Genomic DNA, 21,329 nt, shown 5'->3' with positions numbered 1-21,329 from the left:
CAGCATGCTCCAAGAATTAAAAACTTCATTACAGAAGAATTTGAGTAACCTGCCTGGCTGGCGAACCCGAAGAAAAATTGTGGTAATCGAATCCGACGACTGGGGGGCCATACGCATGGCCTCGGGCAGTGCTTACAGGTCGCTTCAAAATGCAGGGGTGCTTCCTTTTGATAGCGATGAAGAACGGTACCTTTCGAACGACGCCCTTGCTTCCGGCGACGATTTGGAGGCTTTGTTTGACGTTTTAGACAATGTGAAGGATTGCAATAGAAGATCTGCGGTTTTCACGGCAGTTTCCCTGGTGGCCAACCCTGATTTTCAAAAGATAAAGGAAAGCGGGTATCAAACTTATTTCTATGAGCCATTCACAGAAACCCTGAAAAAATACCCAAACCATAGCAACTCATTCAGCCTTTGGCAACAAGGCATTCAATCTGGTGTTTTTATTCCGGAATTTCACGGGCGGGAGCATTTGAATGTATCCAGCTGGCTAAGGGCTCTCCGGGCTGGAAACGAAGACACGCTTACAGCATTTGAGCACGGGGTATATGGCATTACTCCCAGAAACCCTATCAACCATGTGTCTTACCAGGCAGCGTTCGATATCGACGATTTAGCCGAAATCAATTATTTGAAAAGTGTTCTTGAAGAGGGACTGACACTCTTTCAACAGTTGCACGGTTACTCGGCATCCTTTTTTGTTCCTACCAATGGGCCGTTTAATAACGGATTGGAGGAGTGCCTTGATGGAAATGGCATTAAGTACATAGGGGCATCAAAAATTCAACTTGAGCCAATAGGCGGGGGGCAATTTAGGCGAAGATTCCACTATCCTGGCCAAAAAAATCACCTTGGGCAGGTGTACACCGGCCGAAATTGTGTTTTTGAGTCCTCTTCGCAGCTGAAAAGTGATTGGGTCGACAGTTGCCTGAAAGAAATAGAAATTGCCTTTACCTGGAGGAAGCCCGCAGTGGTGAGTACACACCGGGTAAATTATATAGGCTGGCTGAATCCAAAAAACAGAGACAAGGGATTGAAAGAGTTGTCCCGGCTGCTCACCACCATTACGAGCAAGTGGCCTGACGTCGAATTCATGACATCGGTTGAATTGGGAGCCTTGATAATGAACAATAAGTGATGCCGCAAAGCTGGGGCAAAAGGCTGACTAACCACGTGTTAAACGTGCCTGGGTGGCGAACAAAGCGAAAAATTGTTGTCATCGAGTCGGATGATTGGGGCAGCATAAGGATGCCTTCCTTCACAACATATGAGCGTCTCAAAAAAGAAGGCTTTCACGTGGACAGAGACGTTTACCTCAAGTATGATTCCCTGGCAAGTGAAACGGATTTGAGCAGACTTTTCGAGGTGCTTAGGTCGGTGAAGGACAAAAATGGCCATCCCGCAATAATCACAGCAAACACAATTGTCGCCAATCCCGATTTTGAAAGAATCAGGCAGGCTGATTTTCAAGAGTACTTTTATGAGCCATTCACAGCAACCCTGAGCAGGTACCCGCACCATGCTAATTCATTTAAACTATGGAAGGAGGGGGTGGCCGAGGGTATTTTCCGACCTCAATTTCATGGGAGGGAACATTTAAATGTATACCAGTGGATGAGGTCTCTGCGGAATGATGAAGATAATATCAAGACGGCTTTTGACAATCAAATGATCAGCATCAGCTCTGAGCCATTGAAGCTTCCCTACGGTTATATGGAATCGCTTGACTACTATTCTGAAGAAGAGCGGAAGGAAAAAGGGGACATACTGAAAGAAGGATTGCTACTTTTTGAAAAGACGTTTGGTTATAAATCCCGGTCATTCATTGCCAATTGCTATGTGTGGGACAAAGCTATTGAATCGGATTTGAAGGAGGAGGGCGTTCAATACCTTCAGGGGGTGCTTGTTCAAAAGCAACCACGCAACAAAAACCAATTCCACGATTACAGGCATCGTTATCATTTTCAAGGGGAGCAAAACAAGCTTCGTCAAAGATATTTGGTTAGAAATGCTTTTTTTGAACCCAGCCATCGCTCTTATCAGGATGACGTAAGTGAGTGTTTAAGAAGAATGGAAATAGCTTTCTTTTGGCAAAAACCTGTGGTTATCAGTACTCACAGGGTAAACTTTATTGGGTGTATTGACCAAAAGAATGCCGATAGAACATTCACGCTCTTTAGGGAACTTTTATCCAGAATGGTTCAAAGGTGGCCGGATATCGAGTTTTTGTCGTCCGATAGACTCGGGGAAATTATGGACGATGGATTGTCATATGGCAAGTGAGCGATGATGATCAGAAGCGTTGCCGACAAGAAGTATTTTATTGAGGCCGATGCGAGAGCAAGGCAGGTGAATACCCAATCACTAAAAAGAAATATTTTCCAGGCGATTAAAGATCGGATTTGGAGATTTCATTTGCTACTGAGGAACTTCGAGTACTACAGGAATAAACGAAAGAACGTTTTTGAGAAGGCGTACTACCATTTTTTAAGATATTGGTTTCATTCGTTGTCATTGAGATTAGGCTTTAGCATTCCTCCCAACGTTTGCGGGCCGGGGCTGTTCTTACCTCACTATGGAACAATTATTATTAACTCAAATGTGAAGATTGGAGCCAACTGTTTGATCCACGCAAGTGTTAATATCGGTTCAACCGGCGGTAGTTCAGTCGCCCCACAGATTGGGGACAACGTATTTATTGGCCCGGGAGCCAAGATCTACGGAGAAATTGAAATAGCCAGCAATTGTTACATTGGAGCAAACGCAGTGGTCAATAAAACTTTTGCCGAAGAGTATTCTGTATTAGTTGGATTGCCAGCCAGAGCAATTAAGACAGATGTATTGGTTTGGTGGGAAAAGAATAAGCTGAATTTAAATCCAAACTGATAACCAGGGACTAGATGGTAATGACGGCAATGCGAATTTTTTTAGACACTGAATTATTCGATTCAAATCACCAGCCCAAAGTGGCTAGACTTCAATGAGTGCCGAGAGAAAAAAAGTACTTTTCTTGATTAGGTCTTTAGGGAAAGGGGGGGCAGAAAGAGTCTTGGTAAATTTACTAAATAGATTTGACCTAAATACTTATGAAGTTGATCTCTGCCTCGTAATGGATCTGAATATCTATGATCAGGAAATTAATCGCCAAATAAATAGAGTAACACTATTTAAAAGCTATTTTTTGGTCAGGGTGTTGACTTTTTTGTACACACGCTACAACATAAATTTATTGTGGAAGAGCACGGTCAATAGAAAATTAAGAGAGAGGTACGACGTAGCCATCTCATTCGCCGACAGTTCATACACAGACTTGTTGTTCATGCTTGACCACCAACCCCGAAAGACGATCACCTGGGTTCACAGCAGCTATAATTCATACTCCAATTTCAATAAGTTTTATTCAGGCGCTAGGAAGGAGAGAATAAAAAAGGCAAGATTCGATAAACTTTCGACAGTCGTTTTTGTATCAGAAGACTCCAAAAGGAGCTTCATTGAGGTATTTGGTGAAAAGTACCACATGGAGGTGATATACAATATTATCGACCGAAAAGGTGTACTTTCAAAAGCAAAGGAATTTGAAGTTAAAAAGCAGTCAAAGGAAATTCTTATCGTATCGTTGGGCAGCCTTTACCCAGTGAAAGGATTTGACAAACTGATTGAGGCAGCCTCAGATTTACTAAAGGAGAATGACAGAGTACGGTTAATGATCTTGGGAGACGGGCCTCTTCGAAAACAACTTCAAGAGCAAATTGACGCACTTCAACTAAATGAAAAGATAACTCTTGAAGGGTTTAAGCCCAACCCATACCCTTATCTGGCTGCCGCTGATATTTTTTGCATGTCTTCGATTTCGGAAGCGTTGCCAACAGCTCTGTGCGAGGCAATGATTTTGGGTAAGCCCACTTTAGTGACTGACTGCGATGGATGTCGGGAAATCGTAGCTGGTGGAAAATACGGAATAATGGTAAAAGGCTATCCATTTGACATTTACCAGGGGTTATTGAAAATGTCTTCCGATACGGAGATTCGGAAGTTCTACAGCTTGAAATCTATAGAACGGGCGAGTGGCTTTGACGATGAAGAAATCCTTAAAAAGGTTTACCATTTAATTGACAAGTAGATTTTTATGAGCATAAAGAGATTGATAAAGAAGACAGTATTTTATGGTTTTAAAGCCATAATCGGCATTCTTGTCTATTTCAATCATCCACTCTACATGGCTATCTATAACCGCCTGCTTGTTTTTGCGGGGCTTAATATGGTCGGTAAACCCAGGTTCATTGCCAAAAGTGTAAGGTTTGATGATTTTACCCGAATAACTGTCGGAGACAGGTTAGTTGCCTCCATGAACGTTCATTTCTTAACCCACGATTACAGTTATACAACAGCGCTGATAGCCATAGGAGAGACACCGGATGAAGATATTGGAGTTTTAAGGAATATTTCGATTGGTGACAATGTATTCATCGGGATGAACACCATTATACTCCCGGGAACGACTATAGGCAGCAATGTAATCGTAGGCGCTGGTTGTGTGGTCAGAGGAAACATTCCAGATTATGCGATAGTGGCTGGGAACCCTGCAAATGTTATTGGCGACGTCAGGGAGTACGCTAACAAGGTGGTTAATAGGAAAGGTCAAAGTTTAACAACAGATAAGAGTTGAAGGTTCTGCAAATCAATTCTTCTGTTAACTCAGGCAGCACTGGGCGCATTGCCGAAGAAATAGGTAACACGCTTTTAAATGAGGGGCATCAAAGCGTCATTGCCTACGGAAGGGCGGGGATGCCGAGTGCGTCTCAGTCCATCAGGATAGGAGGGCAACTCGACATCATTGAACACGTGCTTTTGACTAAGCTTTTTGACAGGCATGGGTTTGGTTCGAAAAGGGCCACCAAAGCATTTGTTCACTCTTTGGACGAGGTAGACATTGTGCATTTGCATAATATCCATGGGTACTACTTACATGTCGGGGAACTATTTGGCTGGCTAAAAGAGACACAAAAGCCCGTAATATGGACACTCCACGACTGTTGGGCGTTTACCGGGCATTGCACCTTTTTTGATTCTGTAGGGTGCGAAAAGTGGCAAACAGAGTGCCACCACTGTCCGAAAACAAAGTTTTACCCTGCAAGCCTGGGGGTGGACAATTCCCGATCAAATTACCAGGTTAAAAAGGCGCTCTTCAGTGGCGTGCGGAACATGACAATAGTAACCCCATCAAAGTGGTTGCAGTTGCACCTTAAACACTCTTTCTTAAGAGACTACCCGTCACAGGTCATTCCAAATGGCATCGATGTCGAGCTGTTTAGCCCCAAAGACGCAAAAGTGCTCAGAAATAAGCTGGGCACTGCAAATAAGAAAGTAATACTGGGCGTGGCAAGCACCTGGGACAAACGAAAAGGCCTGGCTGATTTTAAAAGCCTGGGCAAAACGCTCGATTCTTCCTGGCAAATCATTCTTGTCGGGTTAAGTAAAAAAGATGCCGGCGATTTGCCATCCGATATCCTTGCCATTCCTCGCACCGAGAGTGTCTCGGAGCTGGCAACTTACTATTCTTTAGCCGATGTTTTCGTTAACCCAACATGGCAAGACAATTTCCCAACAACCAATCTGGAAGCTTTGGCATGCGGCACGCCGGTTATCACCTACCGAACGGGAGGAAGCCCTGAGGCTGTGGATAACCAGACCGGCCGAGTTGTTGAAAAGGGCGACATTGATGCGCTGAAGTCGGCAATTAATGAGGTCTTGGCTACTGGGAAAGTTGATTTTTCAGCCAATTGTGTGAAAAGCGCAAGAGCGCTGTTCAATAAAAAGGATCGATTCACCGATTATGTGAAGCTGTATAATAACATTGTTTGTGAGTAAAACGAGTCCTAACAAAGACATTGTATTCATCAATCAAAGCGTAGGCTATTTGATGATTGATATCATCCACGCCTTTAGCAAGGATTATGAGCGGATCATTCTAATTACTGGAGAGGTGATACAGCGGAATAGACCACTACCGCCGAATGTCGTGATCAGGAAAGTTGCCAAATACAAGCGTTCTTCAACCATTATGAGGTTTTGGTCATGGACTCAATCATTTTTAAAGAGCTGCTGGTATCTATTGCATTATTCGAGAAAGGCGCCGGTGTTTGCAGTGTCCAACCCACCATTTAATGTTTTCCTGTCTCTTATTTTTAGAAATAAATTTACCTATCTCATTTACGATATATATCCAGAGGCTTTCGTTGAGTTCAATTATCTAAAGAAAGATTCCTTTCTGGTCAGGATTTGGCAGTGGATGAATAAAAGATCATTCGAGCGAGCCACCGGAATATTCACACTTACCCAGGGAATGAAGGAGGTGCTGGAGAAGTACACCGAAGATGACAAAATAAAAGTTGTTCCTATCTGGACCGATAATGATTTTTTGAAGCCAGTAGAAAAGAATGCCAACCCATTTATTGAGCAGCATGATTGGCACAATAAATTTATTGTGTTATACTCTGGTAACCTTGGTAAATCGCACCCAATTGATGACCTGATGAAAGCTGCACAGTTAACCACCGTAGAGTCTATTTTATTTGTGATCATCGGAGATGGTGAAAGAAAGGAATACCTGGAGGACCTGATTTTGAGTCACAGCCTTACTAACTGCCAGCTTCTTCCATGGCAAGCTGTTGACGTGCTCCCCTATTCTTTAGGTAGCGCCGACATTGCAATAGTGGTTCAGGGGAAGGATGCTTCAAAGTTGGCTATTCCGAGTAAGACTTACAACTATCTGTCGGTAGGCGCACCGATCATCGGTATAGCATCTGAAGACTCGGAACTATGCAAGCTGATCGAGGAAAATAATGTGGGTTATTGCTTTACCGGGGGAGATGCCAGTGGTCTGAGCAACTTCATTTTGAGCCTTTATCAGGATCCGGAGCTTCGTATGGAAATATCTGCGAGGTGCCTTGAGTTGTCAAAGCTGTACAGTCCGTCTAATGCGAATAACTTTGTGAAGTATGCTATATAGAAAATATTTTAAGAGACTTATCGACCTTTTTCTTGGAGTATTCGCCATCATCTTATTATCTCCACTTTTCCTCATGATGGCAATCATCATTCCGCTGGACTCCAGAGGGCCGGTGTTTTATCTCCAGGATAGATTGGGCCTGGGAAAAAAAACTTTCAGGTTGTACAAATTCAGGACGATGACCCATGTCGACAGACAGGTGCATAAGCAGGTTTTCGGCAACGACCCTGAAGTTACGTCGGTCGGTAAATTGTTGAGAAGACTAAAGATTGACGAGTTGCCGCAGATAATTAATGTGATTCGTGGAGAAATGTCTATAGTCGGCCCGAGGCCATGTTTGGCTAGCATATCACACTTGTTCGATAAGAATACGGAATTCAGATTTTTGGCAAAGCCTGGCTTAACAAGCCTGGCTGCGATCAAGGGCAGCATCTATCTGTCCTGGGGAGAAAAATGGGTGTATGACCGACTCTATGTGGCCAAGTCTTCTTTTCTTCTTGATGTGAAAATTATTTTGAATACATTTTTAGTAATTATTTTTGGGGAGAAAAAATTTTTGGAACATCCAGACTCATCCCTTTTTAAACTAGACACCAATAACCAACAAGTAACATCGTGAGACTAAGTGACTACACCATAGGTGACGAAGAAAAGATACTTCAGCTTTTTAAAGCGGCATTCGGAAAAGACATGAGCCCTGCTTATTGGAAATGGCGATTCCAGGACAATCCTGCAGGCAAACACATGATTAAATTAATGTGGGACGAGGACAAACTCGTAGGCCATTACGCTGTGAGCCCTGTTCTTCTTAATTTAAATAAGAAAAAGGTGTTGACGTCGCTGTCGATGACCACAATGACCCATCCTGAATATGGCGGCAGGGGGATATTTGGTGAGCTGGCGACGGCACTTTACAAAGACCTCGAAGAAAAGTATCAGGTAAAGGCTGTTTGGGGGTTCCCAAATAACAACTCCCATTATGCTTTTGTGCAAAAGCTTGGCTGGAAAAATATTGGCTTGGCTCACACCATTGTTTGTTCTGGGGAGAAGATCAGCCGACCTGAAAATGTGCCGGTGAATGTGCTGGACGATTTTACTCTTCGACATGCTGAAATACTTCAAACTGAGGTTGGGAAATTTGATATAAGTGTCGATAGAAGTATTGACTACCTCCGCTGGCGATATCTGCAAAATCCAAGTCACAAATACAAAATTTTTGAGGTGAAGGGCGAAGAAGGGAATGCTCTTGCAGTGGCAAAAAAGTATGTTGATCCTACGGGAAAGATGTCTGTAAACATAATGGAGATCGGTGGGACAACCTCTCCCAAACTCTTAGGTCAACTGATAGGGGCTATTTCTCACCATTTTAGTGGTAGCCCTTTGGATTGCACCATGTGGTTGAGTCTTTTTGACAGGAGATATGCGCTATTTGAGAAGCTTGGCTTTATTCCCTCAGGACAGACTACCTATCTTGGATTTTATAGTAATTTTGATGTCGCTGGTACCATGGCTGACTTTAGAAACTGGTACTATTCTTTTGGCGATTCGGACGTTTATTAAATGGGTATAATGAAGAAGATACTCGTAGTGGCACCGCATCCGGATGATGAAGTACTCGGTTGTGGCGCAACGATGAAGAAAATGGCTCAATCAGGTGCAGAAGTACATGTTTTGGTCGTCACAAAAGGGAGTCCTAAAATGTACACCCATGAAAAGGTTGAAAATGTGCGGGCGGAAGCAAGGAGAGCCCACGCCATATTGGGAGTAAGCCAAACGAGGTTTTTGGATTTTCATGCGCCAGAGCTCGACATAACTTCCAATTCTGCTATCTCCAGGGAGGTGGCCAGCGTTATCAACGAACTGCAGATTGATACCTTGTTCATACCCCATCGTGGCGATATTCATCATGATCACTCAGCCGTTTTTAAGGCCTGTTTGGTCGCAGCACGGCCCGTTGGGAACTATTTTGTAAAGACCATTCTTAGCTACGAAACATTGTCTGAAACGGAATGGGCGCCACCTTTTGCTGACGACGCATTTATACCTACCATGTTTATTAATGTAACTGAAACCTTCGTGCACAAGATGGAGGCAATGGAATGTTTTAAAAGTCAACTCAAGGCCTTCCCTAATCCCCGCTCATTGCATACGATTGAGTCGCTCGCCAGGTTCAGAGGATCTACCGTTGGAGTCGAATTAGCTGAATCATTCATGCATATTAGATCCATTTTGACTTAGGACATAATTCTTAGTAGGTTATGTTTATTGTTTGGTGGGTGACAGTTACCAGTATTACTTTGACCGTACCGTCCTTGGTTAATAATTGTTTTTCTCGTTGGGAATTCGTTACCTACTAAAGCTGATAAAAATATGCAACAAGTAAACCTCTATCCCTTTGTCAGGAGTATTGCCAGTTATGTTCTGCCTGCGAAACTACTCAAAAGACCCGGTTCGGGGGGGACTTTCTCGTCGAAGTATTGCTACACTGTTTGGTTGCGTCATTTGGTACTTCTTAGCAAAAGCGGACTTTTGAAAGATGTGTCCAAAATTAAAAAAATAGCAGAGATTGGCCCGGGCGATTCTTTGGGTGTAGGTATTGCGGGACTCTTGACCGGAGCGGAGGAGTATTATGCCTTCGACGTTATTGAGCATGCCAACCGGGAAAGAAATATTCAAATAGCCTCTGAATTGACCGGCTATTTCAAAGAACGAATGGATTTGCCGCACAAGGAACATGAGTTTAGGAATACTCATCCACTTTTGGATGACTATTCTTTCCCGAGCTATATTTTTGATGATAGCTCGACCATAGAGACCCTCGAAAAAAGAGAGCAGGGTATAAAAATGGCGCTATCGGATGAAGAATCTGAAACAAAAATAGAGTATGTTCCTCACTGGTACGAGAAAGAATCCAACCTTCAGGGAGAACTTGACCTGATTTATTCTCAGGCAGTAATGGAGCATGTTGATGATGTTAGCCATGCATATAGTCGAATGTATGACTGGCTGAAGCCCGGGGGAATTATTTCTCATGAAATTGACTTTAAAACCCATGAGATGACCAAAGAGTGGAATGGCCATTGGTATATAGACAAGCGCACCTGGAAATTTCTTTTGAACGGTCGCAAGTACTCTATCAACAGGCTTCCATTCTCAGCTCACCTGATTGAAATGGAGAAGGCTGGTTTTGTGATCAAATATGTTTTGCCCTTTCAAATGGAAAACGCTTTTGGCGATAGGTTGCCAAAAGTGCCTAATGTCAATTTTACAAAAGAAGATATGACAATAGCATCGGCCTTAATACAGGCTGTTAAGCCTGACTAGGTTGTGCTGGTATTTTTAAATAGGAAAGTTCAATAAGTGTATATTTAAGCATGGAAAATTTTATCGAAAAGTTCAAAGAGATTCTGGAAATTGATGACAGGGAGGTGAAGCCTTCTGACAGTTTCAAGAAGTTTGAAGAATGGGACTCTCTCAGCCGATTGTCATTAATTGCTATGCTTGACGAGGAATATGGTGTGCAAATCGAAGAGGACGAGTTCAGTGAAATCAATACTGTGCAGGAATTAATCGACGCCGTGAAGGAAAAGAGTAAGTAGTGTAATCAAGTTGATGCTGTCAACTGACTGACTCCTCGTTTCAAATTGACAGATTGCCACTCCGCCAGCTGGCGGATCGCAATGACGTACTAGTGGGAAGCCTGCTAAATTAAACATCTAAGTTAAGTTCATGCCCTTACTTACTTACCAAAACATAGGAATCAGTGGTTTGGTGGCTGCTGTGCCACGCAATACCATCAAGAATCTGGAATACACTGAAAATTTCTCTGCTGCTGAAGCAGCTGAGATCGTGGAAAAAACCGGTATTGTGGAGCGCAGGTTTGCGGAGCCGGGCACTTGTGCCTCCGACCTATGCCAGGCGGCAGCGGAGCGCCTCATAAACGGTATGGGTATCAGCAAAGAGGATATTGACTTATTGGTCTTCGTTTCTCAAACACCGGATTATCGCATGCCGGCTACGTCGGTGCTGCTCCAGGAGCGCTTAGGGCTCTCTAAGCAAACGATGGCTTTTGATATTAATCTGGGTTGCTCAGCCTTCGTTTATGGTATGTCTGTGGTATATGCATTGATGCAACAGCAAGGCATGCGAAAGGCCCTTCTGCTGGATGGCGAAACCCGGAGCAGGGTGTACTCGGCCAAAGACCGCAAAGTGGCCTACCTGTTTGGCGATGGTGGGGTGGCGGCCCTTATCGAAAGGGACGACCGCTTTGGTGATAGCTTTTTCTCCCTCAACTCCGACGGTTCCCGTGAAGACCTGATCAAGGTAGATGCCGGTGGCTATCGAAATCCCAGCAGCGCTGAAACGGTCAAAGAGAACATCGTAGATGAACATGGCAATATCCGTACGGCAGAGCAGGGTTATATGAATGGTGCTGATGTCTTTAATTTCGTCATCAGAGAAATCCCTCAAGACCTGAAGCGATTATCAGAGTTTGCGCAAACCGACATGAGTACCCTGGACTACTACGTCTTCCATCAAGCCAACAGCTATATGAACAACTATCTGGGCAAAAAGCTCAAACTGGATCCGGAAAAGGTACCTGTTTGCCTGCACAGGTTTGGTAATACCTCTTCTGTCTCCATTCCGTTGACTATCGCTACAGAGCTGCATGGCAAACTTACGAAAAGAAAGAAAATGCTGCTGTCCGGCTTTGGTGTAGGCATGTCCTGGGCCAGCGCCATTGTAAACATGGAGAATTGTTATACCACAGACTTGGTGGAAATTTAAGGTGGACTCTCCCTTCTCTCTGAAAAATAGAACCATTGTGGTTACCGGGGCTTCCTCCGGGATTGGTCGGCAGTGCGCCATTACCTGTAGTGATCTTGGAGCAACGGTCGTTCTGATAGGGAGAAACGAAGAACGGCTGTCGGAAACCCTGAACCTGATGGATAGGCCCCATAATCACCTTGTGATTGCTGCCGATCTTACGGACAACGACTTGCTGAAATCTATAACTCAGCAAATCACTGAAGCAAAAGGTAAATTGCACGGAATCATCCATGCAGCCGGCATTTCGACTACACTACCTCTCAGAATGATCAACGAAGACAAACTGGATCACTTCTTCCATACCAATGTATCGTCAGCCATCCTGCTCACCAAATTATTGGTGAAGCCATCTGTTGTGAGTGAGGAGGGTATGAGCGTGGTGTTCATTACGTCGGTGATGGCTACAGTGGGAGAGGCTGGTAAAACGTTGTACAGCATGAGCAAGGGAGCCTTGCTGGCGGCCAGCCGGTCTATGGCATTGGAGTTAGCACCTAAGAAGATAAGAGTTAATTGTGTGTCGCCGGGGGTAGTAGAAACCCCGATGTCCCAAAAGGCAGTATATAGCCAGGATGAGTCAGCCAGGAATAAGATAATAGATATGCATCCTCTTGGCTTGGGTGAGCCGCAGGATGTAGCCAATACCTGTGCATTTTTGGTTTCGAGCGGAGGAAAGTGGATCACCGGTGCCAATATTGCCGTAGACGGAGGCTATACAGCCAGATAATATGAAAAAAGTCATTATCATAGGAGCAGGCGGCCATGCCGCTGAAATCGATGAGTATATCCAGTTTGCCAATCAGGCTGCCTCATCAGAGGGCTGGGAAGTGGTAGGATTTCTGGACGACAATCCGGATAGCTTCAAACGTTATGCTTTTTCTGCACCTTTCTTAGGGGGCATTGGCGAGCATAAGGTACTTTCTGACGTAGAATATATTATGGGTATTGCCAACTTGGCCTATCGAGGACCCATCATAGAGATGTTTGTGGCAGCCGGGGCTCGGTTCGCTACGCTAATACATCCCGGCACGTATGTTTCCAAAAGTGCTGTCATCGGACAGGGGGTGGTGATTGCACCTAACGTCAATATCGGTCCCAATGTAAAAATTGGTGATTTTACTTTACTCAATGCCCGTTGTAGCATTGGCCACGACTCGGAGCTGGGGCGTTACAACTTTATCTGTCCCAACGTATCATTGTCAGGCTTCACCAAAGTGGGTGACGAAAACCTGTTTGGCGTCAATAGCGCCACTATCCCTGGGATACAGGTCGGGAGCAAAAATAAAATTGCCGCAGGCATGGTACTGGACAAGGATATAGCCGACGATGCGGTTGTGTTTTTCCGCCAAAAGGAAAGGGTGATGGCGATACCCAAGGGGTCAGCCACCTAAATTTATTCTTATTAATAGACAGGTTTGTCAAAATAGTCCTCAATCAATTGTTGTGAAAGATTCATCAAGCCTGACAGATTTTAGCATCCATGCTATTTAACTCCTTCCACTTCGTCTATTTTTTCCTGGCGATCACTGCCTTCTATTATTTGCTTTCATACAAGTACAGGTGGGTGCTCCTCTTAATTGGAAGCTATTACTTTTACATGAACTGGAAGCCCGTTTATGCGCTACTGATTCTTTTTTCAACCTTTACAACCTACTTGGCAGCACTGGGTATACAAAGTTCAGAAAGGGCTACTCGGCGGAAACTCTATCTATACCTGAGTGTGTTGATCAACTTTTCTATCCTCTTTGTTTTCAAGTATTTCAATTTTATCAACCAATCTGTTTATGAGGGTTTAACGGCACTGCACATAAGATGGCCGGTTCCTGACCTCAACCTTCTTTTGCCAGTCGGTATTTCTTTCTACACCTTTCAAGCTGTAGGCTATAGCGTTGATGTATACAGAGGTGAAATTAAAGCGGAAAAGCACTTTGGTATTTATGCCCTGTTTGTTTCATTTTTCCCTCAGCTGGTGGCAGGACCTATTGAGAGGGCAAAAAATTTATTGCCTCAATTCAGGTCGAAGGTAATTTTTGACGTCGGTAATATTTCCTCAGGCATGCAAAAGGCACTTTGGGGCTTTTTTATCAAGCTGGTCATCGCTGATAGGGCCGCCATTTATGTAGATGCTATTTACAATCATGTGGAATTTCATACCAGCCTGAGTTTTGTACTGGCTACGTTCATATTTGCCATTCAAATCTACTGTGACTTTGCAGGCTACTCCCTGATCGCCATCGGCTGCGCAGAAATATTGGGATTCTCACTGATGACCAATTTTCGGAGACCGTATTTTGCACCTACTATTACGGATTTCTGGAGAAGGTGGCATATCTCTTTGTCTACCTGGTTCAAAGATTACGTCTATATCCCGTTGGGTGGAAATAGAAAAGGAAGTGCCCGCACTTACTTCAATTTATTTTTGACATTTGTCATTAGTGGGCTATGGCATGGTGCCAACTGGACCTTTGTCGTTTGGGGTGCCCTTCATGGCTTTTATCAGGTAGTAGAAAAGTTTTTCAAGACCAATATTCCTTCAAAAAGGCCTGTGCTGCGATTCATATATTATATGATAGCAATGGGACTTGTGATGATTGCTTGGGTATTTTTTAGGGCCAATTCCATTAGTGATGCGTCCACTATTTTCGGAAGTTTTCTTCAGCCGAAGACTTCCGTCTTTCTGGACAAAACAACTCTCTTTTATTTGTTTATCGGTATATTTATCCTGATTGGGGTTGAGGCGATCCAGGAGTTTTCCCCCGGCTACTGTCGGCCTGGAAACAATTCTTTCCTGTCCGGTTTGTTGCGTATATATGCATTTCCGTACTAATTCTTTTGATCGGTGTATTTGATGGGGACCAATTCATTTACTTTCAGTTCTAGCAGTGAGCACGACAATTAACTTCATAGGCAAAGCTTTGTTAATCGTTACCTTGCTTTTCGCACTAGATCAGGGTCTTTCTCGTGTTTTTCAACGTTACTTTTTTAAAGCGCCTTATGGTGATATTCGTGACATTAATTATATAATGTCTGAATCAAACGAAAAACTTATCGCTATGGGATCTTCCAAGGCCAGACATCATTTTGTTTCTAGCCTTTTGCAAGACGGTCTAAACATCTCAGCATTTAATGCTGGCATGGATGGTAAGGGAATCTTCTACCACTATGTCTTGCTGACCAGCATCTTAGAGAGGTATAAACCGGAGATAATAATATTAGATTTATCGGTAAAAGATTTAACGGCGTCAACGGATTTTGGATTTGATGCGCTTAACCAGATTCTACCCTATTATGGAAAAGTGCATTCACTTGATACTTTAATTGCGATTCAAGGGTTTTCAGAAGTGCTGAAAGTTCAATCCGGGCTTTTTAGGTATAACTCCAAGTTGGCTCAGCTTATTGGGAGTTATACGATTCCCTATAAAATAGAGAAGGGCTACAATCCCCTGAGAGGAAAATGGAAAGGCGGTCTTGCGGAACTGGAAAGAACCAACTATCAGCATGATTCGACCAAAGTAACATACATACAAAAATTCATAGATCTTACAAGGTCACGTGGAGTTAAGTTAGTTGTAACTATTTCCCCTGTATTTCGCATGCAGACTAGTGAGCAAGATGTTTATGCAGAGCTCACAAAAATGCTCGAATCAAACGGGATACCACACCTAGTGCTGAATCAGTCTCCCGAGTTCTTAGAGCATCCGGAATGGTTTGCCGACCCGGCACATCTAAACGACACTGGGGCGAGAGTCTTTACCCAGAAGGTGATAGGTTTGGTTAACTCGGTTCTGCGTAAATAGTCGCCTTTCGAGTTGAAGTAGAATCTCTGTATTTGGTATTGTAGCGAGCCTGTTCTAAACCTTATTTTGTCTTCTTTTTAGCTAGTATTGAAGGCAGGGAAGCGGAATTAGAACTTTACAATATTGACTTAAATAATAAAAAAGGGTGAGTCTAATGGATCACCCTTTTTTATTATCTGTAACACCCTTTTACTTTATGAATCGGGCAATATAGGTGCGTTTGTCAGTCACTACTCTTACAATATACACGCCATTGACGACTTCCGAGACATCAATTTGAGTAGGCGATGTAAAGAAAAGTGTTCCGGAAATGTCTTTTCCCCCAATTTCAAACACCTTGATTTGACGGATAACTTCGTTGGCGTCGCTAAGTCCGATATTCAGGTGCCCCTTTGCAGGATTGGGATATAATGTCAACTGATCTAAGTAAGCATCTTCTTCCGGTTCCTGGTAAGAAAGCAGTTGTTCGTCAGCTTCAATCATATCTTCCACTGTCATTATTGAAAAAACATCAATCTCTTCAACCGTTCGAGCACTTGAATACGGAGTAAAAACCGACCAGCCAGATAATACTCCGCCTGGGCAGTAAGTCCTTACGCACCAATTTCCATTTGTGCCATTAGGTATTGAATTCGTAACATAGGAATTGGTGCTTATTACACTTGTATAACCAATTTTGCCAATATATACCTGATACTTGGCTCCAGCCGCACCAACCGGACTCCAACCAAAAGTACTGGTTGGGTTAGCGTAATTATATGATAGTCCAACAGGTGCAATACATAGAGATGAGCCGGTTGTATTAGTCGTACCAGTGGCCCAACCTGTTTTGCTGCTACCCAAACAAACACTCCGAACAGCATAGTTGATTGTTGACCCTGGATCCAGCCCAGTGACTATGGCAAAAGTGTCCGTTGTAGTAGCAATGCCCTGTACTGGGATATAGTAGTCATAACCGATAGCCGCCGGATTAGAATCCCATGAAATAGTGATTGACGTATTTGTTATTCCTGTAACATTTAACCCTGTCGGCGGAATGCAGCCCGTTCCGGTGGTTGTCAATGTGGAGGGCAATGACCAATCTGTTAAGCTTCCTCCAGTAACACACGAGGCCCTCACTTTCCAGCTGTAGGTAGTGCCTGGTTTTAGCCCCCCAACGATGGCAAAAGTGTCGACAACCGAAAAGGTTCCTTTTCCTTGCATGTAGTATTGATATTCTTTGACCGCATTTACACGATCCCATGATATGACCGCAGAAGTATCATTTTCACTAGTCACCACCAGGTTAATTGGTGTAATACAACCTATGCCTGTAGTGGTAAAAAAGTCGTTGGACCAGGCTGTTAGCGTTCCTCCAACAGCACACTTCGCTCTTACTTTCCAGTCATAAGTTGTTCCGGGCGATAAGTGGAGGGTGTCGCCTTTTGCAGCAAGTAAACTATCAATAGAAACCACGTTTAGAGTAGGGGGAAGCAAGTGAGTGCCGATGCCATTATTAATATACAACTCATAGTTTTCGACAGGGTTTTTAAACACACCACCAACCGTTTTGTCCCAGGAGACAGTAGCTGTTGTGTCGCCTATTTCAGGGTTCATCAGATTAGTTGGTGCCACGCAGGAAGTACCTGTTGTTGTGAAGGAAGTTGTTGCTGCGCTTGTAAAAGAGCCGTTGTAACAAACTGATACAACTTCTATGGTGTAAGTCGTACCTGCAAACAATGTTGATTTGTTGATTGTGATTTCAGATTCATTGACAAACTGAAAAGTACCATTGATTGATACTCTGAAACTCCCATTCTTTCTTGTCGTGTTGACGTCCCCCCAGTCAATGATGTAAGCATAGGGTAATTCAGTTACAGTCAAATTTGCGGGTGTAGCGCAGCCGGTACCCGGAGTATTGAAGCTTCTAGTTGACCAGGGGCTACTATTTCCATTGTAGCAGTTGGCACGTACCTTGGCAGTATAAGGCCTGCCAGGATCAAGATTATATACATATCTTTGATTGACGATACCCTGCTGTCCTTCTGTGCTGACAGAATAATAATCATCATTCAGTTCAAAAGTGTACGGATTGACAGCATTTTTAGCATTAACGCCGTCCCAACTGAAAGATGCTGTTACCTGAGATCCTCCATCAACCAACGTCACATCTGTTACTATAAAATTAGCAGGTGCAACGCATCCTTGGTTATTTACTTTGAATGTACTTGATCTCCAATCAGTGACAAATCCAGAAGTACAATTACTTCTTACTTGCCAGGTGATGGTCTCATTTAGTGTGAGCCCGTAAAAAGTGATTTTATTAGTAGCGGCAGGGTAAACCTGGCCCTTGAAAGAGACTTCAAAGCCATTCGTTTCTTGGGGTAGTAAATTGGTCCATTGCAAGACAACGCTGTCTGTTGATACGAAACTCTCATTCAAATAGGATGGGGCACCACAATCTCCTCTGGTGATAAATGCACTGTAATCAGAGACTGCCAGACTATTGTCATTCTGGTCAAGGCTTGTGACCTGCCAGGTGTAAACAGTGGCAGCTGTCAAGCCATCAACTACCAGGCTGTCTTGTGTCGGCGCTACGTTAAAAATGCCTATGCCTTGAATATTTACTTCGTATGACGCAATCAGGCTCGGATCGCATACTTCCCATTTCAGCGTTGCCGTTGTATATGTTTGATTCTTTGCTTGCAGCTCAACAGCCTTTGGATTGATGCATGGATTATTATCGAAGAAAAAAACCTCGTAATTATTATATGTAAAAGCAATAGCATTGTCCCCGCTAGAGACCACTTTTCTTATATTACTCCCCCCGGACAGATAATATTCTAAATATCCTGATGATACTTTTGAAAAAGTGTCGTCAATGTTGCGTTGGTACCTGAGCAAGGAGTCATAGGACCCGTCTGTAAAGGAAATAAATCCGTCGTTGTAGGTAAAGGCAACGTTTGAAGGCAGTGTTACGCCAGGGGTGATGTCCCAGGCTCCCTCTAGGTTCTTTTTAGCCAAATTGACCTTTGATGCATTTTTATATATTAATAAAGCATCATCATAGGCAATAACACCTCCACCATAACCCAAAATATTATTTGATCCAATGGTAAAATTTGTTGGGCTGTCGTAGGCGTAAACGTAAATTTTTCCTTGACCCTGATTAAATCGAGAAGCTCCTACATAAAGCTCGTTTTCTGTAATATCGATATTTGCACCAAATTGATTATCAAGATAAAACGTTGCAGCTCCTGATAGCAAAGAATCTGGATTAGCAATCTTGGCAGTTTCATTAAATAGTTCAGATACTGGATCCAATTGGAAAACATAAACAGCTTCTTTTTCTGTGCGATCGCTGTAATTTTGAGAGGTAATTCTCGGTGCTCCTACTGCTAGCATTGATCCTTCAAGATCAAAATCGGATCCAAACAGCATTTGGGCTTTACGGTCACTTGCAGTAATTTTCTGGTGGAAGCTGACTACTCCATTGGTAAAGTTGTAGACAAATATAGCACCTGCACCTTGTACAATTGTACCCGTACCGCTGGAATCAGTATTATCTAAGGGAGAACCAAAAATAATATACTCGTCAAAAACTTTCAGCGAGGTTGCATTGATGCCCTCTATCGAATCTAGAGCTACCCAATCATAAAATTCGTTTTTTTCATAAATCTTGGCGGTACTACCAAATAAAGTAACCACATAAGTTCCTGAGGGACTGAAAGCAGCTTCATTTGCTTTTTCCATGTCCTGATAAGTGAGAAGTTGTGAGTTAGATTCCAAATGAAGGAACAATAACAAACTCACTGTGAGTAAATTTTTAAACATACCTAGGCAATTTGGTGTATAGATTAATTAAAAAATTCTAAACCCTTGAAACTGCTCTGTTCAAGAATTTTTTTGTACCGAAGAAATAGCTGGAGAAATATTTGACTAAATATATGTCACATTTAGTCTTCAACGGTCCGCTTCAACGAGGTATAAGCGACTAGATAAAGTAACGGGTAATAAATCATGTATTCAATACTTATTAGTAAGTATTTTTTCTATACTCAATCATCTCGTGCAGCAGTTAGAAGCCCTCTTGACAGACGTCGTGCCAATCTTGACCCGAATCTGGCAGGTGCATAATTATTAGTAATTTGGCGTTTGATTTTTGTTAAAAACCCATTTCCATGAAAGACTTATTCATGTATTTCATCCACCCCGTCTTCATCTCCATCCTACTCCTGCTTCTGGGAGTTTTTTTTCGTTTCAATAGGAAAAAGAAAAATGCGTGGCTGAGCTTTTCCCTGGCAGCAGTTCTTTTCTTCTCCGTGTCCACCTCCTTCCTGCCCAACTACCTCATCCGTCAGCTTGAAATCACCTACCCGGTATGTGAGCCGGGTCAGCTCACGCTCTCTGATGAACCGATACCTATCATTGTGCTGGGAGCGGGCTACGGACACAATGAAGCATTGCCTCCTTTAAATCGTCTGAATACAACTACTTTGGGCAGGCTGGTAGAAGCCGTGCGCATTTACCAACAGTTACCTAATGCCAAAGTAGCAGGCTCGGCCGGTCTGATCTATCAAAAGATCAGCCAGGCCCAAGCCATAGCCGAGGGGGCGCTTGCCTTAGGTGTTTCACCATCGGATACGTTACAAATCAGAGGAGCCCTCAATACCTGGGAAGAGGCTGGGAAATGTGCAGCTCGCTTTGGCAAAGGCAGTAGGGTAGTCATAGCCACCGACGCCATTCATATGCCCCGTGCCATGATGCTTTTCGAGGCCAAAGGCCTGCAACCCATCGCTGCCCCCACCAATCACCTCATCAAAACAGAAATCTCCCTCACGCTCTTTGATTTTTTACCCTCCACCGCCAGCCTGAGGAAAACTGAACTCGTGATGCATGAGTACCTGGGCATGCTCTGGGCGAAGTGGGTTTTGTTGTAGACATTCAGATATTCAGACATTCAGATATTCCGACAACTCGGACTTTCGGACAGTCAGATATTCCGACAATCCGGACGTTCAGACACTCAGATATTAGGAATTCCCGACTCGTCCGAACCATCCGACTTGTCAGCCGAAGCTTTAGCGTAGGTTGACCGTCCTTCAGTCCGAGCTATCAGAACATCCGAAAGTCCGAACCGTCCCATCCCTTGCGCCTTAGAGCCTTCGTGGTTCTATTATATGCCGTACCTACGGCACTCGCTCTATCATGGGGTACCACCTTTGGTGTTACCTACATGTCGTCCCTATGGGACTCTTTCCTTAGCGTCCCTGCGTCTCTGCGAGCCACCTTCTCCAGGCTACAGCCTGCCCTCTCTTTCTTCTCTCTGCGCCCCTCCGTGCTCCTCTGTGGTTAACCCTTCCTCTGCGCCTTAGAGCCTTCGTGGTCCTATTATATGCCGTACCTACGGCACTCGCTCTATCATGTAGGGTGCCACCGTTGGTGTTACCCCTGTGCCGTCCCTACGGGACTCTTTGCGCTACTTCGTCTCGGCAAGCCACCATCCTCCAAGCTTCAGCCTGCCCTCTTTCTTTCTCCCTTCTCTGCGGTTAAACCCTTCCCCTGCGGTTAAACCTTCCTTCGATCGCTTGCCCATGTGTTGCCACCAGCTATCGCTGTGGGAACCACGCCGCACCGCTTTCCTCACCCCAACCCATCCGGACCGTCCTGCCATCCGAACCATCCGAAAATCCGAACCATCGGAACATCCGAAAGTC

General features: G+C 43.9%; 20 protein-coding genes. 18 read left to right on the top strand and 2 right to left on the bottom strand.

Going from position 1 to position 21,329, the window contains the following annotated elements:
- The first annotated feature begins 4 nt into the window (after window positions 1-4).
- The 17 genes from RT717_RS20015 to RT717_RS19935 all read left to right on the top strand — a co-directional run bounded on the left by RT717_RS20015 (window position 5) and on the right by RT717_RS19935 (window position 15,633).
- Window positions 5-1,138 carry a hypothetical protein gene (locus RT717_RS20015; RefSeq protein ID WP_317488130.1) on the top strand — a complete coding sequence of 378 codons (1,134 nt, stop codon included), beginning with the start codon at window positions 5-7 and terminating at the stop codon, window positions 1,136-1,138.
- A complete protein-coding gene (locus RT717_RS20010) occupies window positions 1,138-2,283 on the top strand; it encodes a hypothetical protein (RefSeq protein WP_317488129.1) in 1,146 nt (381 codons plus the stop codon). Before RT717_RS20015 ends, RT717_RS20010 begins: the two co-directional genes overlap by 1 nt.
- 3 nt (window positions 2,284-2,286) lie before the next feature.
- The gene (locus RT717_RS20005; RefSeq protein WP_317488128.1) at window positions 2,287-2,886 is read left to right on the top strand and encodes a serine O-acetyltransferase; all 600 of its coding nucleotides are present in this window, start codon (window positions 2,287-2,289) and stop codon (window positions 2,884-2,886) included.
- A 94-nt stretch (window positions 2,887-2,980) separates the two neighbouring features.
- Window positions 2,981-4,120 (top strand): glycosyltransferase, encoded by a 1,140-nt coding sequence (locus RT717_RS20000; RefSeq protein WP_317488127.1) that lies wholly within the window; start codon window positions 2,981-2,983, stop codon window positions 4,118-4,120.
- A gap of 6 nt (window positions 4,121-4,126) precedes the next feature.
- The gene (locus tag RT717_RS19995) at window positions 4,127-4,666 is read left to right on the top strand and encodes an acyltransferase (protein ID WP_317488126.1); all 540 of its coding nucleotides are present in this window, start codon (window positions 4,127-4,129) and stop codon (window positions 4,664-4,666) included.
- Entirely contained in the window at window positions 4,663-5,868 is a 1,206-nt protein-coding gene (locus RT717_RS19990) for a glycosyltransferase (protein WP_317488125.1), read from the top strand. The genes RT717_RS19995 and RT717_RS19990 overlap by 4 nt, the downstream gene beginning before the upstream one ends.
- Complete coding sequence (locus RT717_RS19985; RefSeq protein WP_317488124.1) at window positions 5,861-7,009, top strand: glycosyltransferase family 4 protein; 1,149 nt, start codon at window positions 5,861-5,863, stop codon at window positions 7,007-7,009. The genes RT717_RS19990 and RT717_RS19985 overlap by 8 nt, the downstream gene beginning before the upstream one ends.
- Window positions 6,999-7,628, top strand: a complete 630-nt coding sequence (locus RT717_RS19980; RefSeq protein WP_317488122.1) for a sugar transferase — start codon at window positions 6,999-7,001, stop codon at window positions 7,626-7,628. The genes RT717_RS19985 and RT717_RS19980 overlap by 11 nt, the downstream gene beginning before the upstream one ends.
- Complete coding sequence (locus tag RT717_RS19975) at window positions 7,625-8,569, top strand: GNAT family N-acetyltransferase (RefSeq protein ID WP_317488121.1); 945 nt, start codon at window positions 7,625-7,627, stop codon at window positions 8,567-8,569. The genes RT717_RS19980 and RT717_RS19975 overlap by 4 nt, the downstream gene beginning before the upstream one ends.
- Window positions 8,570-8,578: 9 nt before the next feature.
- Entirely contained in the window at window positions 8,579-9,247 is a 669-nt protein-coding gene (locus tag RT717_RS19970) for a PIG-L deacetylase family protein (protein WP_317488120.1), read from the top strand.
- A gap of 132 nt (window positions 9,248-9,379) precedes the next feature.
- On the top strand, window positions 9,380-10,333 hold the full coding sequence (locus RT717_RS19965) for a methyltransferase domain-containing protein (RefSeq protein ID WP_317488119.1): 954 nt from the start codon (window positions 9,380-9,382) through the stop codon (window positions 10,331-10,333).
- Between the two features lie 50 nt (window positions 10,334-10,383).
- Window positions 10,384-10,608 carry an acyl carrier protein gene (locus RT717_RS19960; RefSeq protein ID WP_317488118.1) on the top strand — a complete coding sequence of 75 codons (225 nt, stop codon included), beginning with the start codon at window positions 10,384-10,386 and terminating at the stop codon, window positions 10,606-10,608.
- Window positions 10,609-10,738: 130 nt separating this feature from the next.
- Window positions 10,739-11,797 (top strand): 3-oxoacyl-ACP synthase III family protein, encoded by a 1,059-nt coding sequence (locus RT717_RS19955; protein ID WP_317488117.1) that lies wholly within the window; start codon window positions 10,739-10,741, stop codon window positions 11,795-11,797.
- 1 nt (window position 11,798) lies between these two features.
- Window positions 11,799-12,563, top strand: coding sequence for an SDR family NAD(P)-dependent oxidoreductase (locus RT717_RS19950; protein ID WP_317488116.1), 765 nt, complete (start codon window positions 11,799-11,801; stop codon window positions 12,561-12,563).
- Window position 12,564: 1 nt separating this feature from the next.
- Window positions 12,565-13,227, top strand: coding sequence for an acetyltransferase (locus RT717_RS19945; RefSeq protein ID WP_317488115.1), 663 nt, complete (start codon window positions 12,565-12,567; stop codon window positions 13,225-13,227).
- An 89-nt stretch (window positions 13,228-13,316) separates the two neighbouring features.
- Entirely contained in the window at window positions 13,317-14,663 is a 1,347-nt protein-coding gene (locus RT717_RS19940) for an MBOAT family O-acyltransferase (protein WP_317488114.1), read from the top strand.
- Window positions 14,664-14,718: 55 nt separating this feature from the next.
- On the top strand, window positions 14,719-15,633 hold the full coding sequence (locus RT717_RS19935) for a hypothetical protein (protein ID WP_317488113.1): 915 nt from the start codon (window positions 14,719-14,721) through the stop codon (window positions 15,631-15,633).
- 189 nt (window positions 15,634-15,822) lie between these two features.
- Here RT717_RS19935 and RT717_RS19930 read toward each other — a convergent pair whose 3' ends face one another.
- Complete coding sequence (locus RT717_RS19930) at window positions 15,823-19,446, bottom strand: T9SS type A sorting domain-containing protein (protein WP_317488112.1); 3,624 nt, start codon at window positions 19,444-19,446, stop codon at window positions 15,823-15,825.
- Window positions 19,447-19,793: 347 nt separating this feature from the next.
- Between RT717_RS19930 and RT717_RS19925 the strand changes: the two genes are divergently transcribed.
- A complete protein-coding gene (locus RT717_RS19925; protein WP_317488111.1) occupies window positions 19,794-20,552 on the top strand; it encodes a YdcF family protein in 759 nt (252 codons plus the stop codon).
- Window positions 20,553-21,091: 539 nt separating this feature from the next.
- Here the strand turns inward: RT717_RS19925 and RT717_RS19920 are convergent.
- Complete coding sequence (locus RT717_RS19920) at window positions 21,092-21,286, bottom strand: hypothetical protein (protein WP_317488110.1); 195 nt, start codon at window positions 21,284-21,286, stop codon at window positions 21,092-21,094.
- Window positions 21,287-21,329: the final 43 nt, after the last annotated feature.

Source organism: Imperialibacter roseus (assembly GCF_032999765.1).
GTDB classification, from domain to species: Bacteria; Bacteroidota; Bacteroidia; order Cytophagales; family Cyclobacteriaceae; genus Imperialibacter; species Imperialibacter roseus.
This window is presented reverse-complemented; position numbering and strand designations above follow the sequence as displayed.

What these genes read in the sequence shown, in the direction of transcription:
- RT717_RS20015 (WP_317488130.1), top strand. Translation starts at nt 5, where the DNA reads ATGCTCCAAGAATTAAAAACTTCATTACAGAAGAATTTGAGTAACCTG.
- RT717_RS20010 (WP_317488129.1), top strand. Translation starts at nt 1,138, where the DNA reads ATGCCGCAAAGCTGGGGCAAAAGGCTGACTAACCACGTGTTAAACGTG.
- RT717_RS20005 (WP_317488128.1), top strand. Translation starts at nt 2,287, where the DNA reads ATGATGATCAGAAGCGTTGCCGACAAGAAGTATTTTATTGAGGCCGAT.
- RT717_RS20000 (WP_317488127.1), top strand. Translation starts at nt 2,981, where the DNA reads ATGAGTGCCGAGAGAAAAAAAGTACTTTTCTTGATTAGGTCTTTAGGG.
- RT717_RS19995 (WP_317488126.1), top strand. Translation starts at nt 4,127, where the DNA reads ATGAGCATAAAGAGATTGATAAAGAAGACAGTATTTTATGGTTTTAAA.
- RT717_RS19980 (WP_317488122.1), top strand. Translation starts at nt 6,999, where the DNA reads ATGCTATATAGAAAATATTTTAAGAGACTTATCGACCTTTTTCTTGGA.
- RT717_RS19970 (WP_317488120.1), top strand. Translation starts at nt 8,579, where the DNA reads ATGAAGAAGATACTCGTAGTGGCACCGCATCCGGATGATGAAGTACTC.
- RT717_RS19965 (WP_317488119.1), top strand. Translation starts at nt 9,380, where the DNA reads ATGCAACAAGTAAACCTCTATCCCTTTGTCAGGAGTATTGCCAGTTAT.
- RT717_RS19960 (WP_317488118.1), top strand. Translation starts at nt 10,384, where the DNA reads ATGGAAAATTTTATCGAAAAGTTCAAAGAGATTCTGGAAATTGATGAC.
- RT717_RS19955 (WP_317488117.1), top strand. Translation starts at nt 10,739, where the DNA reads ATGCCCTTACTTACTTACCAAAACATAGGAATCAGTGGTTTGGTGGCT.
- RT717_RS19945 (WP_317488115.1), top strand. Translation starts at nt 12,565, where the DNA reads ATGAAAAAAGTCATTATCATAGGAGCAGGCGGCCATGCCGCTGAAATC.
- RT717_RS19940 (WP_317488114.1), top strand. Translation starts at nt 13,317, where the DNA reads ATGCTATTTAACTCCTTCCACTTCGTCTATTTTTTCCTGGCGATCACT.
- RT717_RS19930 (WP_317488112.1), bottom strand. Translation starts at nt 19,446, where the DNA reads ATGTTTAAAAATTTACTCACAGTGAGTTTGTTATTGTTCCTTCATTTG.
- RT717_RS19925 (WP_317488111.1), top strand. Translation starts at nt 19,794, where the DNA reads ATGAAAGACTTATTCATGTATTTCATCCACCCCGTCTTCATCTCCATC.
- RT717_RS19920 (WP_317488110.1), bottom strand. Translation starts at nt 21,286, where the DNA reads ATGGCAGGACGGTCCGGATGGGTTGGGGTGAGGAAAGCGGTGCGGCGT.